This is a genomic window from Lysobacter sp. FW306-1B-D06B (assembly GCF_038446665.1).
GTDB lineage: Bacteria > Pseudomonadota > Gammaproteobacteria > Xanthomonadales > Xanthomonadaceae > Lysobacter_J.
Genome location: NZ_CP151802.1, coordinates 3,874,770 through 3,887,797 on the forward strand (window position 1 = coordinate 3,874,770; position 13,028 = coordinate 3,887,797).

The window sequence follows — 13,028 nt, forward strand, 5'->3', positions numbered from 1 at the left end:
CTTTCATATGGCGACGCCGCGGACCTAGCCTGCAATGGTCCCCGCCGTGCACCTTCGCCCATGTCGGCTTTCCAGCCCAGCGTTCCCGCAGCACTCGCCACCCCCTTCTCCGAGGACCGGCTGGCGGCGCTCGCGCGCGTCACCGAGGGGCTGGACACGCATGGGCTGTGGTGGCTCTCCGGCTATGCCGCCGGCCTGGCGACGCGCAGCGGCGGCAGCGTGCAAACGGTTACAGCGCCCGTCGCGGACGCGCAGCCCGCCAGCCGCCTGACCATCGTCTACGGGAGCCAGACCGGCAATGCCAAGCGACTGGCCGAACAGCTCGCGCGCCAGAGCGAGGCCGCCGGGCTGGCCGTGCGCCTGCTGCGCGCCGACGCCTACCCCACGCGCGAACTGAAGGACGAGCGCACGCTGTACCTCGTCGTCAGCACGCAGGGCGACGGCGATCCGCCGGACGATGCGCGCGCGCTGGTCGAGTTCATCGCCGGCAAGCGCGCGCCCGCGCTCAAGCAGCTGCGTTATGCGGTGCTGGGGCTGGGCGATTCGAGCTACCCGCAGTTCTGCGCGATCGGGCAGAAGCTGGACGCGCGCCTGGCCGAACTGGGCGCGACCCGTCTGCTGCCGCGCGCCGATGCCGACCTCGACCTGGAAACCGTGGCCGAGCCCTGGCTCGCCCAGGCACTGGCGAAGGCGAAGGACGCGTTGAAGCCCGCCGCGCCGCTCGCCACCGTGACGCCGCTGCGCCCGCTTCCGGCCGCGCCGCTGCACGGACGCGACGCGCCCTTCGCGGCGGAACTGCTCGCCAACCAGCGCATCACCACGCGATCGAGCGCGAAGGACGTGCGCCACATCGAGCTGTCACTGGAGGGCTCGGGCCTGCACTACGAGCCCGGCGACGCGCTGGGCCTGTGGCCGGTGAATCCGCCGGCGCTGGTCGAGGCGATCCTGCGCACAGGTGGACTCGACGGCGATGCCGTCGTCGAGCACGGCGGCCAGCGCCTGCCGCTGCGGCAATGGCTGGGCGAGAAGCGCGAACTCACCAAGCTCGCGCGGCCGTTCGTCGCCAGCCACGCCGCGCAGGCGCGCAGCGACGAGCTCAACGGCCTGCTCGCGCCCGACCGCCAGGCTGACCTGTCGCGCCTGCTCAACGAGGCGCAGGTGCTGGACCTGCTGCGCCAGCATCCCGCCGACTGGAGCGCGGAGGAGCTGGTCGCCGCGCTGCGCCCGCTCACGCCGCGGCTGTACTCCATCGCTTCCAGCCAGAAGCACGTCGGCGATGAGGTTCACCTCACCGTCGCGCACGTCGAATACGACGCGGGCGACGGTCTGCGCTGGGGCAGCGCGTCGAACCATTTCGCGCGCAGCGACGAGGGCGCACGGCTTCCGGTGTTCATCGAACACAACGATCGCTTCCGTCTGCCCGCCGACGCATCGCGCGACGTGATCATGATCGGCCCCGGCACCGGCGTGGCGCCGTTCCGCGCCTTCGTGCAGGAACGCGCGGCAACTCGCCCGATGACAGCAGGCGCCTCCGGGCGCAACTGGCTGTTCTTCGGCAACCCCCACTTCCGCACCGATTTCCTCTACCAGGTCGAGTGGCAGCAGGCGCTCAAGGACGAGACGCTGCACCGCTTGGACCTGGCCTTCTCACGCGACCAGGATTCAATGCGAGTCCCTCGCAACAGCCCGCACATCCCTGTGCGGACTCCTCAGAAAATCTATGTGCAAGATCGCCTGCGCGAGCGCGGCCGCGAGCTGTTCGACTGGATCGAAAACGGCGCGCATCTCTACGTCTGCGGCGATGCCACGCGCATGGCGAAAGACGTGCACGACGCGTTGCTTTCGATCATCGGCGAACACGGCGGCCGCTCCGCCGATGACGCCAACGACTACCTCAACACCCTGCAGCAACAGGGACGCTACGCCCGGGACGTGTACTGATGAGCAGCCATTCCGTCGAGGACATCAAGCAGCAAAGCGACCGCCTGCGCGGCACGCTGCTGGCCTCGCTCGCCAACCCGATCACCGGCGCGCTGCACGACGACGACCAGACGCTGATCAAGTACCACGGCAGTTACCAGCAGGACGATCGCGACATCCGCGAGGAACGCCGGCTGGCGAAGCTGGAACCGGCGTACAGCTTCATGATCCGCACGCGCACGCCCGGCGGCGTGGTCACGCCGGCGCAGTGGCTCAAGCTCGACAGCATCGCCACGACCTACGCCGAACGCGGCCTGCGCATCACCACGCGCCAGGCGTTCCAGTTCCACGGTGTGATCAAGACCGAACTGAAGGCGACGATGCAGGCGATCAACGCCGCGCTCATCGACACGCTCGCCGCCTGCGGCGACGTGAACCGCAACGTCGCCGTGGCCGCCAACCCGCTGCAGTCGCAGGCGCATGCGCAGGTGCACGCGCACGCCGCCGCGCTGTCCGAACACCTGCTGCCGAACACGCGCGCCTACTACGAGATCTGGCTGGACGAAGAGCGCGTCGCCGGCAGCGGCAGCGAGGACGAGCCCGTGTACGGCGCGACCTACCTGCCGCGCAAGTTCAAGATCGGCTTCGCGATCGCGCCGTACAACGACGTGGACGTGTTCGCGCAGGACCTGGGCTTCATCGCCATTGTCGAGGACGGCGAACTGCTGGGCTACAACGTCAGCGTGGGCGGCGGCATGGGCGCGACGCACGGCGATCCGGAAACCTACCCGCGCCTGGGGGACGTGATCGGCTTCGTTACGCCGGAGCAGCTCACCGCCGTCGCCGTGGCAGTCGTCACTGCGCAGCGCGATTTCGGAAACCGCGCGGTGCGCAAGCGGGCGCGACTGAAGTACACGATCGACGACCACGGCCTGGAGTGGTTCAAGGCCGAAGTCGAGCGGCGCGCCAGCTTCGCGCTCTCCCCGGCGCGTCCGTTCGGCTTCGTCCACAACGGCGACCGCTTCGGATGGATTGAAGGCGACGACGGCCGTGCGCACCTGACGCTGCGCATCGTCGCCGGACGCATCTGGGATCGCGACGGGCTCACGCACCTGAGCGGCCTGCGCGAGATCGCACGCGTGCTGGACGAGGCCGACGCGGGCGCCGAATTCCGCCTCACGCCGAACCAGAACCTCGTCATCGCCGGCGTGCCCGCGGCGCTGCGCGATCGCGTCGATGCGCTCGTCGCGCAGTACGGCCTGGACACGCATGCACGCGCCACGCCGCTGCAACGCAACGCGCTGGCCTGCGTCGCACTGCCCACCTGCGGCCTGGCGATGGCCGAAGCCGAACGCTACCTGCCCGAGTTCGCCGACAAGGTGCAGGCATTGCTCGACACGCACGGCCTGCACGATGCGCCGATCCACCTGCGCATCAGCGGTTGCCCGAACGGCTGCTCGCGCCCGTACCTGGGCGAGATCGCGCTCGTCGGCAAGGCGCCGGGCCGCTACAACCTGATGCTGGGCGCGGACCATCGCGGCCAGCGCCTGAACACGCTGTACCGCGAGAACATCGCCGAGGCGCAGATCCTCGAATCGCTGGATCCGCTCTTCGCTCGCTATGCCGGCGAGCGCGACACCGACGAAGGCTTCGGCGATTTCCTCGTGAGAACCGGCACCGTCGTGCCGCCCCGACCCGCCATCGCACTGCAACTTCGCACCGAGAACGCCGCATGAGCCCGCCCGATCCCATCACTGCCGCCGAATCGCCCCGAGCGCTGGCCGAACTGAACGCCTGGCTCGGCGGCCTCAACGCGTCCGAGCGCATCGCCTGGGCGCTGGAACACACCGCAGGCGAGCACGCGCTGTCGTCGAGTTTCGGCGCGCAGGCCGCCGTGTCGCTGCACCTGGCCACGCGCCAGCGGCCGGACATGCCGGTGATCCTCATCGACACCGGCTATCTCTTCCCGGAAACGTACCGCTTCATCGACCAGCTCACCGACACGCTCGGATTGAACCTGAAGGTGTATCGCCCGCAGATCGGCATCGCCTGGATGGAAGCGCGACTGGGCAAGCTGTGGGAAGGCGGCCTGGACGGCATCGAGCGTTACAACCGCATGCGCAAGGTCGAGCCGATGCAGCGCGCGCTGGACGACCTGGGCGTGCGCACCTGGATCGCCGGCCTGCGCCGCAGCCAGTCGCGCACGCGCGCCAACATCGATTTCCTGCAACTGCGCGACGGCCGCTGGAAGCTGCATCCCATCGCCGACTGGACCGATCGCGACGTGTACCAGTACCTGCGCGAGCACAACCTGCCCTACCACCCGCTGTGGGACCAGGGCTATGTATCGATCGGGGATGTGCACACCACGCGTCGGCTCGAGCCGGGCATGAACGAGGAAGACACGCGTTTTTTCGGCCTCAAGCGTGAGTGCGGACTGCATTTCGACGGCGAACCGAACGCGGCGTGAGCGCGCGCTCGCGCGATCCCCGACGCCCACGCTGAACGTTGCGCATCGGCTCCGACGGCTTTCCGACGGGCCGCGTTCGACAGTGCGCGCCCCAGCCGTTCCGTTTCGAGGTCGTGCCGCTCGGGCGCATTCCGGGCGCGCCGCGCGCATGCACGATGCATTCGATGTTCTACGCAATTTCGTCACCACGCTCGTCATGGCATGGGCGGCCTTCGCCGCGCTGCGCTGGCAGCAGCCGTTGATCGCGAAGGGCGGCGGTGCGTGGTGGACAGCGTTGGCGGGCACCCTCGCCTTCGGTCAGTGGCCACTCAACGCGTGGTTGGGCAGCCCGATCGGCGCACCGATTGTCGTCGCCCTGCTCTACCTGCTCTCGCTGATCGGCCTGGCTCCCGACGATTCGGTGCTGAGCGCGCAGGCCAGCGAACACTCGCGCTGGTTCCGGCGCGGGCTGGTCTGCGCGGTGTTGGGCACGTTCGCCGGAATGGCGGCGTGGGCGGCGCTGCTGTGACGCTCAGCGCTCGGGCCGACCGCTGAGCACCACGCGGCCGATGCGCGCGACGAACTCGTCCAGGTCCGTGTTGCCGACGTTGGCGAGGATGACAACGGTGACCTCGTCGTCCAGCAAGCGATACAGCTGCGCCTGCGCGCCCATGATGCGGCCCGGACGCTTGGCGATGCGGTGCGGCTTGCCGGCGATCGTGGATTCGTAGCTCCACACGCCGAATCCGTAGTCGTCCAATCCCGGCGCGAGCATGCGCTTCAGGCTGTCCTCGCCGATCAGCCGCCCGCCGTACAGCGCATCGGCGAACACGTACAGGTCGCGCACGGTCGAGTACATGGCGCCGGCTGCGTACCAGTTCTCCGGATACACGGGCAGATCGTTGATGAGCGCGCCATCGCTCTCGCGCACGAAGTAGGTGTTCGCCAGTCGCGGCAGGATTTCGGCCTGCCGCAGCATGCCGGTGTCGGCCAGTTTCAGCGGCGCCAGGATGCGACGCGACAGCGCCTGCTCGAAGGGCATGCCGGTCGCACGCTCGACGATCTTGCCCAGGATCACGTAGTCGCCGTTGTTGTAATCGAAGGTCGTGCCCGGCGCGTGCACGCGCTTTCCGCTGGCGTAGCGACGCAGCAGTTCGCCGCTGTCGTGCGGCAGCTGGTAGGCGGGAATGCCTTCGCGCAATGCCGTCGCCGCGTCGGTGACGGTGTCGAAATTGGCGATGCCCGAGGTGTGGTTGAGCAACTGCCGCACGGTCGCCTCGCGCCCTTCGCCCGCGTAATCGGGAAGCACGGTGCGGATCGGCGCATCCAAGTTCAGGCGGCCCTCCTCCACCAGCTGCATCACCAGCGTCGCGGTGAACAGCTTGGTGATCGAGCCGATCCAGTAACGCGTGTCCGGCGTGTTGGGCACGGCGAAAGCGCGATTGGCCAGGCCGAAGCTGCGTTCGTATTCCACCCGGCCCGCGCGCTCGACCAGCACGGTGCCGCTGAAATCGTGCTCGCCCGCGTAGGCTTCGATAAACGCAGCGGTCGACACCGTCTGTGCCATCGCAAGGGCCGGCCACAGCGCCAGGCAGCCCAGGATCCACTTCTTCATGACCGTCCTCCTCGTCGACTCCAGGAGGAGATACGCCATGACGGCGCGCGGTTGCGCCTCAGGTATGGATCAGCCGGCCGCCGCCGAAGGACCAGTTTTCCCAGGTGGTTTCCTTGAAGGCCACCATCACGTGCTCCGGATCCAGGCCGGCCGCCGACAGCCGCTCCATCAATTCGGCGAGCAGTTTCTTCTTCACCTTCACGCTGCGACCGACCGACCACAGGATCTCGATGAGCACGAAGTCCTCCGTGCGCGGCGAGGCCAGATCGGGATAGGAGGGATCGAAACGGAAGTCGGCCGCGTCCAGTTCGAACACACGCTGGAACAGGTCGGCCTGCGGCACGCCGCTGGACACCAGGCTCGCGTGGACCGCATCGAGCACGGAGGACTTGAACGCCTCCGCCTTGGGTTTGCGCACGGTGAGGGTCACGAGCGGCATGGCGGTTCCTCGTTCGACGACGGGTCGCGGCGTGCGGCCCTCAGGTGGTGATGGGTTGGCTCAACTCGCGCCACGACGGCGCGTGCGGCCACTGCGGCTCCAGGTTGCCTTCGAGCACGCGGCGCAGGTCGCGACGATCCAGCTGCGGCGCGATGCCGTGCAGCAGCGCCAGCGCATACTCGCGCAGCACGCGTGCGCGCGGGATCACGGCCCAGGTGATGCATTCGGGCAGCGCGTCCGGCGCGGGCAGCGCGATGAGGTCTTCGTCGCGCGAGCCCACGGCCATCTCCGCCAGCACGCCGACGCCCAGGCCGGCACGCACGTAGGTCTTGATGAGGTCGGCGTCGCGCGCGGTCATCGCCAGCTGCGGCTCCAGGCCGGCCTCGACGAAGGTGCGGCGCAGCGAGGATTCGGCGCGGTTGGACGACTCGTAGCTCACCAGCGGATGCGCGGCGAGTTCGGCCAGCGTCGGCGCGCGCTTCAGCGATGCGAGCGCATGCGTGCGCGGCACCAGCACCACGCGACGCCAGCGGTACAGCGGTACGGCGACGCCGCCGTCGGGCTCCGTGCCCGCGGTGCTGATGACGGCCAGGTCCGCTTCGCCGCGTGCGAGCTGCTCCAGCACTTCGTCGCCCGCGACCGCCTGCAGGTGCATGCTCACCTGCGGGAACTCGCGCTTCACCGCGGCGATGACAGACGGCAGCACGAAGCGCGCCTGCGTGTGCGTGGTCGCCAGCACCAGACGGCCGCTGTGCTGACCGCGTTCGTTGGCGGCATAGGCGCGGATGTTGCCGGCCTCTTCCAGGATGCGGCGCGCGTGCATGAGCACGCGCTCGCCTGCGGGCGCGATCGATTCCAGGCTGCGTCCCTTGCGGGTGAACAACTGGAAACCCAGCTCGTCCTCCAGCTGCTTGAGCTGCTTGGACAAGCCGGGCTGGGTCGCGTGCACGCGCTCGGCGGCCAGGGTGATGTTGAGGCCCGAGTCGGCGATGGCGACGAGGTAGCGGAGCTGGGTGAGGGTCATGTCGAAGCGGTTCGTGGCAGCGGCGGGACAGGCCCGCACGGGCGGGCAGCGATCGGTTCCGGCGTCCGTCGACAGATCGGGGCACGGCGGGCTGCCGCGTTCATATATCGCTCGATACGAATAAAGGGATGGACGAAAACTAACCCGCCCCGCGGGCCCTGTCCAGCACGGGGCCGGGGTCATTCCGAAAGGGCATGACCCCAGGCGGCCGAGTCATTTCCGCACGTCCGGGTGCATGCGTAGCGTCACGGTATCGCCCCCTCTTCCCGGCTCCGACGCCATGGCCCAGCCTTTGTTTCCCGTTTTTGCCGACCTGCGCGGGCGCCCCGTGCTGGTGGTCGGCGGCGGCACGGTCGCGCTGCGCAAGGCGACCGCGCTGCGGGAAGCCGGCGCGCTCGTGCGCGTCGGCGCGCCGGAGCTCAATGCGGAACTGGCGGCGCTGGCGGATACGGGCGAGATCGAGCATCTGCCCGGCCGATTCGCCCCGCACTGGCTCGACGACGTGTGGCTGGCCGTGGCGGCCACCGACGACGAAGACGTGAATCGCGCCGTCGCCGAAGAAGGCCAGGCGCGACGCCTGTGGGTCAACGTGGTCGACGACGCGCGGGCGTCGAGCGTGCAGATCCCCGCGCGCGTCGACCGCGGTCCGTTGCAGGTGGCGATTTCCAGTTCCGGCACCGCGCCGATGCTGGCGCGCCACCTGCGCGAGACGCTGGAAAGCCAGCTCGACGCCTCGCTTGGCGACCTGGCCGAATTGCTCGGCCGCGAGCGCGATCGCATCCGAACGCGCTTCCCGCAGATCAACGCGCGGCGCCGCTTCTTCGACCGCCTCCTGCGCGGACGCGTCCCCGCCCTGTTGCGCCGACGCCAACGCCTGGCAGCGGAACACGAGTTCAGTGCGCAGCTCAGCGCCGATGCGTCCAGCGCGCGCGGCTCCGTCGCGCTGGTTGGCGCCGGCCCGGGCGATCCCGGCCTGCTGACGCTGCGCGCGCTGCGCGTGCTCAACGAAGCCGACGTGATCCTGCACGATCGCCTCGTCAGCAGTGAGGTGCTGCAACTCGTGCGTCGCGATGCGCAGCGCATCGAAGTCGGCAAGCAGGCGGGCAACCACCACGCGACGCAGGACCAGATCCATGCGCTGATGCTCGAACACGCCCGCGCCGGCAAGCGCGTGGTGCGCCTGAAGGGCGGCGATCCGTTCGTGTTCGGTCGCGGCGGCGAGGAACTGGAAGTGCTGCGCGCGCACGGCATCGACTTCGAGGTCGTGCCCGGCATCACCGCCGCGCTCGCCTGCGCCGCGTATGCGGGCGTGCCGCTCACGCACCGCGAGCACGCGCAGTCGGTGCGGCTGGTCACCGCGCATTGCAAGCAATCGCAGGACACGCTGGACTGGCAAGCGCTCGCACTGGAGCGGCAGACGCTGGCGGTCTACATGGGCGTCGCCGGGCTGGAAGGCTTCAGCGCGCGCCTGATCGAACACGGCCGCGCGCCGTCCACGCCGTTCGCCATCGTCGAGAACGGCTCGCGCGCGAACCAGCGCGTCGTCACCGGCGCGTTGGCCGATCTGGCCGATCTAGCCCGCGTGCACGCGGTGCAGTCGCCTGCGCTGTTGATCGTCGGCGAAGTCGCCTCGTTCGCGAACACGCTGCACTGGTTCGGCGACGCGCCCCTCGGCGCACCCGCGCCCGCCGTCGCCGAAGCCGCCTGACTCCTCACCTCCCACGCACGTCCCACGTACGCAGAGAACCCCCATGGCCCTGTACGACAGCATTCTCGACACCATCGGCAGCACGCCCATCGTCAAACTGCATCGCATCGCGCCCAAGCACGTCACGCTGTATGCGAAGGTCGAATCGTTCAATCCCGGCGGCTCGGTGAAGGACCGTCTTGCGCTGGCGATCGTGCTCGACGCCGAACGCAAGGGACTGCTCAAGCCGGGCCAGACAATCGTGGAGGCGACGTCCGGCAACACCGGCATCGCGCTGGCGCTCGTCGCGGCGGCGCGCGGGTATCCGTTCGTGGCGGTGATGACGGAGACGTTCTCCGTCGAGCGCCGCAAGCTCATGCGCGCCTACGGCGCGAAGGTCATCCTCACGCCCGCCGCCGAGCGCGGCAGCGGCATGGTGCGCAAGGCGAAGGAGCTGGCCGACAAGCACGGCTGGTTCCTGGCTCGGCAGTTCGAGAACGAAGCCAACCCCGCCTATCACCGCAGCACCACCGGGCCGGAAATCCTGCGCGATTTCGCCGGCAAGCGGCTGGATTACTTCGTCAGCGGCTGGGGCACCGGCGGCACGATCACCGGCGCGGGCGAAGTGCTCAAGCTCGCGCGCCCGGATCTGAAGATCATCGCCAGCGAACCGGCCGGCGCCGCATTGCTCTCGGGCAAGGAGTGGGCGCCGCACAAGATCCAGGGCTGGACGCCGGACTTCCTGCCGGCGGTGCTCAGTCGCACGATCGCCGACGAGGTCCTGCCCGTGGACGAAGTGCTGGCGCGCGACACGGCGCGTCGCCTGGCCGCGGAGGAAGGTCTCTTCGTCGGCATTTCCGCCGGCGCGACGGTGGCCGCCGCGTTGAAGGTCGCCGAACAGGCGCCGGAAGGCTCGGTGCTGCTGGCGGTGCTGCCCGATACCGGCGAGCGCTACCTGTCCACGTTCCTGTTCGAGGGCGTGGCGGAAGGCTCCGACGACGAGTGGCTGGCCTCGCTGGAGCGCGACGCCGTCGCGGCCTGATCGCACGTCCCGGCCTTCGCGCCGGGACGTGATCGCCGTGCATTCCAACGTGCAGGCCCTGCGGGCTACCCTGTGCGCGGCGGCCATTGCCGCGCGGAGCCTGCATGACGGTCGTACCCGGTTCGAATCCCCCTCCCGCGCCCGACGCGGCCGAGCGCGAAGCCGCGCGCCTGGCCTGGGCGCGCGCCGCGACGGACGACGGCGAGTTGCAGCTGGTGCGCGCCTCGGTCGACGCGGGTTTCCGCAGCTACTGGCGCGCGCAGACGTCCGGCGGCAGCCGCATCGTCATGGATTCGCCGCCGCAGTTGGAGGACGTGCGCCCCTGGCTGCGCATGCGCGCGCTGCTGGAAAGCGGCGGCGTGCGCGTGCCGCAGGTGCTGGTGGAGGACGTCGGCAGCGGCTTCCTGCTGCTGGAAGACCTGGGCGGGCCGACGCTGGCGCAGGTGATCGACGACGACACCGCCGACGCGCATTTCGACGCCGCCATCGAACAACTGCTGCGATTGCAGGCGATCCAGCCGCCTCTGGGTACGGGCGAGTTCGGCGAGGCGCTGTTGCAGCGTGATGCGGGGCTGTTCGAGGACTGGTTCCTGCGACGGCATCTGGGACTGGAGCTGGATCGCGACGACCTCGACCGATTGGAACTGGTGCAGCGCCGCCTGATGGACAACGCGTTGTCGCAGGCGCGCGTGCTCACGCACCGCGACTTCATGCCGCGCAACCTGATGCCGATTGCCGGCGGCCCGGCGGTGCTGGATTTCCAGGACTGCGTGTGGGGCCCGGTGGCCTACGATCCGGTGAGCCTGTTCAAGGACGCGTTCCTGAGCTGGCCGCTGCAGCGCGTGGACGAATGGCTGGTGCGTTATCACGAGCGCGCGATGAAGGCACGCATCCCGGTGCCGTCGCTGCCGGAGTTCATGCGCGACGCGGACTGGCTGGGCGTGCAGCGCCACCTGAAGATCCTGGGCATCTTCTCGCGCCTGCATTACCGCGACGGCAAGAGCAAATACCTGCCCGACGCGCCGCGCTTCATCCGCTATCTCGACGAAGTCCTGCCGCGCCATCGCGAACTGCAACCGCTGCGCGAAGTGCTGGACGTCCGCATCCGCCCGGCGATGCAACGCGTCGCCCTGCCCTCGCCCTGAAAGCCCGGAGTCATTCTTGAAAGCCCTGATCTTCGCCGCCGGCCTGGGCGAGCGCATGCGCCCGCTGACCAACCACACGCCCAAGCCGTTACTGCGCGCGGGCGGCAAGGCGTTGATCGAATGGCATCTGGAAAAACTCGCCGCGATGGGCGTGCGCGAAGTCGTGGTCAACACGAGCTGGCTCGCGGCGCAGTTTCCGCAGCATCTGGGCGACGGCGCGCAGTGGGGCTTGTCGATCCGCTATTCGTTCGAAGGCGACGCGCCGCTGGAAACCGGCGGCGGCATGCTGCATGCGCTGCCGCTGCTGGGCGATGCGCCGTTCCTTCTCGTCAACGGCGACGTGTGGACCGACTACGACTTCACGCGTCTGCCGCGCGAGCCCGACGGCCTGGCGCACCTGGTGATGGTCGATCGCCCGCCGCAGGCGACGCAGGGCGATTTCGCGCTCGACGCGGATGGCCTGGTGCGCAGCGAGGGCGAGAACCGGCTCACGTATGCGGGCATCGGCGTTTATCGTCCGCAGTTGCTCGATGGCTGGCGCGTGCACACGACCGACACGGGCGCCGATGAAACGCCGCCGCGTTTCCGCCTCGCGCCGATCCTGCGTGCGTTCATGCCGCAGGGATTGATTACCGGCGAGCACCATCGTGGTCGCTGGACGGATGTGGGGACACCCGAGCGTTTGGCGGGGTTGGAGCGGGAGCTCGCAGAACGCACGTAACGCAGTCATGCCCGCCGCCTGAGCCCCTCTCCCACCAGGAGAGGGGTTGGGGTGAGGGGCAACGAAGAGGCAGAGGTGAACCACCGTTGCCGCACGGCGCTGCTCCATCGCTTCGCGCCATCCGCACGCCCAAGTCAAGATGGATTCCAGCTTTCGCTGGAATGACGAGACGCAAACGGAGCGCGTGACGGCCTGGGTCCCGGCCTTCGCCGAGATGACGGCCTCAGGGGGACGCGCTTGCGTTTACTTCACGCGAGTGCAAGCTGCGAGCGGCCTACCCGCTCCCCAGCGTCTGCCGCAGAAACGGCACCGTGATCCGCCGCTGCGCCGCGAGCGAAGCGCGATCAAGGCGGTCCAGCAGCGAAGTCAATCCACCCAGGTCGCGCTCCACGCGGCGCAGCAGCCAGTCGAGCGCGGCGTCTTCCAGCACCAGTCCGCGTCGCTGCGCGCGTTGACGCAGCACGTCGCGGCGACCTTCCTCGTCCAGCGGTGCGAGCGTGACGCGCGTGCACTGGCCCAGGCGCGAACGCAGGTCCGGCAGTCCCAGGCCGACGGCGTCGGGAATGTCGCGCGCCGCGTACACCAGCACGACGCCGGCAGCGCGCGCGCGGTTGTGCGCGTCGAACAGCGCCACTTCGTCCTCGCGCTGGCCGGCGATGACGTCCAGACCGTCGAGGGCGATCACGTCGTTGCCTTCCAGCGATTCCAGCGCGTCGCGCAGGCGGCCGGCCGCGGCCATCAGCGGGAGGTAGGCGGCGCGGCGTCCGGCGGCTTCCGTCGCCGCGCAGGTCGCCAGCAGCAGGTGCGTCTTGCCGACGCCCGCAGGCCCTGCAAGAAACACGCTCTCGCGCCGCGCGTCGCGGCCCTCGGCCAGCGCGCGCAGCTGTTCGATCGCGCCGTCGGGCGCGTGCACGAAGGTGTCCAGTCGCTGGTCGGGCGGATAGCGCAAGGCCAGCGGCAACTGCGGAACGCTCACTGCAAATGAC

12 protein-coding genes are annotated in these 13,028 nt (G+C 69.4%); 8 read left to right on the forward strand and 4 right to left on the reverse strand.

Annotation, left to right across the window (positions count from 1 at the left end):
* The first annotated feature begins 60 nt into the window (after window positions 1-60).
* The 4 genes from AAFF32_RS17970 (at window position 61) to AAFF32_RS17985 (ending at window position 4,898) form a co-directional block, all read left to right on the forward strand.
* The gene (locus tag AAFF32_RS17970; RefSeq protein WP_342315926.1) at window positions 61-1,941 is read left to right on the forward strand and encodes an assimilatory sulfite reductase (NADPH) flavoprotein subunit; all 1,881 of its coding nucleotides are present in this window, start codon (window positions 61-63) and stop codon (window positions 1,939-1,941) included.
* Window positions 1,941-3,656 carry an assimilatory sulfite reductase (NADPH) hemoprotein subunit gene (gene cysI, locus AAFF32_RS17975; RefSeq protein WP_342315927.1) on the forward strand — a complete coding sequence of 572 codons (1,716 nt, stop codon included), beginning with the start codon at window positions 1,941-1,943 and terminating at the stop codon, window positions 3,654-3,656. Before AAFF32_RS17970 ends, cysI begins: the two co-directional genes overlap by 1 nt.
* Entirely contained in the window at window positions 3,653-4,390 is a 738-nt protein-coding gene (locus AAFF32_RS17980; RefSeq protein WP_216963374.1) for a phosphoadenylyl-sulfate reductase, read from the forward strand. Before cysI ends, AAFF32_RS17980 begins: the two co-directional genes overlap by 4 nt.
* Window positions 4,391-4,538: 148 nt before the next feature.
* On the forward strand, window positions 4,539-4,898 hold the full coding sequence (locus AAFF32_RS17985; protein ID WP_216963377.1) for a hypothetical protein: 360 nt from the start codon (window positions 4,539-4,541) through the stop codon (window positions 4,896-4,898).
* A gap of 3 nt (window positions 4,899-4,901) precedes the next feature.
* Here the strand turns inward: AAFF32_RS17985 and AAFF32_RS17990 are convergent, their stop codons facing one another.
* From AAFF32_RS17990 to AAFF32_RS18000, 3 genes are read right to left on the reverse strand one after another with little or no spacing between them, the layout of a single operon-like run.
* On the reverse strand, window positions 4,902-5,984 hold the full coding sequence (locus AAFF32_RS17990; RefSeq protein ID WP_342315928.1) for a serine hydrolase domain-containing protein: 1,083 nt from the start codon (window positions 5,982-5,984) through the stop codon (window positions 4,902-4,904).
* Between the two features lie 58 nt (window positions 5,985-6,042).
* Window positions 6,043-6,423 (reverse strand): tautomerase family protein, encoded by a 381-nt coding sequence (locus AAFF32_RS17995; RefSeq protein ID WP_216963383.1) that lies wholly within the window; start codon window positions 6,421-6,423, stop codon window positions 6,043-6,045.
* Between the two features lie 40 nt (window positions 6,424-6,463).
* Complete coding sequence (locus AAFF32_RS18000; protein ID WP_216963386.1) at window positions 6,464-7,447, reverse strand: LysR family transcriptional regulator; 984 nt, start codon at window positions 7,445-7,447, stop codon at window positions 6,464-6,466.
* A 280-nt stretch (window positions 7,448-7,727) separates the two neighbouring features.
* Here AAFF32_RS18000 and cysG point away from each other — a divergent pair, with 280 nt between their 5' ends.
* The 4 genes from cysG (at window position 7,728) to murU (ending at window position 12,042) form a co-directional block, all read left to right on the forward strand.
* Window positions 7,728-9,155, forward strand: coding sequence for a siroheme synthase CysG (cysG, locus tag AAFF32_RS18005; RefSeq protein WP_342315929.1), 1,428 nt, complete (start codon window positions 7,728-7,730; stop codon window positions 9,153-9,155).
* 43 nt (window positions 9,156-9,198) lie between these two features.
* On the forward strand, window positions 9,199-10,176 hold the full coding sequence (cysK, locus tag AAFF32_RS18010; protein WP_216963392.1) for a cysteine synthase A: 978 nt from the start codon (window positions 9,199-9,201) through the stop codon (window positions 10,174-10,176).
* A 104-nt stretch (window positions 10,177-10,280) separates the two neighbouring features.
* A complete protein-coding gene (locus AAFF32_RS18015) occupies window positions 10,281-11,321 on the forward strand; it encodes a phosphotransferase (RefSeq protein WP_216963395.1) in 1,041 nt (346 codons plus the stop codon).
* A gap of 16 nt (window positions 11,322-11,337) precedes the next feature.
* Window positions 11,338-12,042, forward strand: a complete 705-nt coding sequence (gene murU / locus AAFF32_RS18020) for an N-acetylmuramate alpha-1-phosphate uridylyltransferase MurU (protein WP_342315930.1) — start codon at window positions 11,338-11,340, stop codon at window positions 12,040-12,042.
* Between the two features lie 274 nt (window positions 12,043-12,316).
* Here murU and hda read toward each other — a convergent pair whose 3' ends face one another.
* Window positions 12,317-13,018 (reverse strand): DnaA regulatory inactivator Hda, encoded by a 702-nt coding sequence (gene hda / locus AAFF32_RS18025; RefSeq protein ID WP_342315931.1) that lies wholly within the window; start codon window positions 13,016-13,018, stop codon window positions 12,317-12,319.
* Window positions 13,019-13,028: the final 10 nt, after the last annotated feature.

Coding starts and splice junctions, on each gene's coding strand:
- AAFF32_RS17970 (WP_342315926.1), top strand. CDS start 61: ATGTCGGCTTTCCAGCCCAGCGTTCCCGCAGCACTCGCCACCCCCTTC.
- AAFF32_RS18000 (WP_216963386.1), bottom strand. CDS start 7,447: ATGACCCTCACCCAGCTCCGCTACCTCGTCGCCATCGCCGACTCGGGC.
- cysG (WP_342315929.1), top strand. CDS start 7,728: ATGGCCCAGCCTTTGTTTCCCGTTTTTGCCGACCTGCGCGGGCGCCCC.
- AAFF32_RS17995 (WP_216963383.1), bottom strand. CDS start 6,423: ATGCCGCTCGTGACCCTCACCGTGCGCAAACCCAAGGCGGAGGCGTTC.
- AAFF32_RS17990 (WP_342315928.1), bottom strand. CDS start 5,984: ATGAAGAAGTGGATCCTGGGCTGCCTGGCGCTGTGGCCGGCCCTTGCG.
- AAFF32_RS18015 (WP_216963395.1), top strand. CDS start 10,281: ATGACGGTCGTACCCGGTTCGAATCCCCCTCCCGCGCCCGACGCGGCC.
- cysI (WP_342315927.1), top strand. CDS start 1,941: ATGAGCAGCCATTCCGTCGAGGACATCAAGCAGCAAAGCGACCGCCTG.
- cysK (WP_216963392.1), top strand. CDS start 9,199: ATGGCCCTGTACGACAGCATTCTCGACACCATCGGCAGCACGCCCATC.
- AAFF32_RS17980 (WP_216963374.1), top strand. CDS start 3,653: ATGAGCCCGCCCGATCCCATCACTGCCGCCGAATCGCCCCGAGCGCTG.
- AAFF32_RS17985 (WP_216963377.1), top strand. CDS start 4,539: ATGCACGATGCATTCGATGTTCTACGCAATTTCGTCACCACGCTCGTC.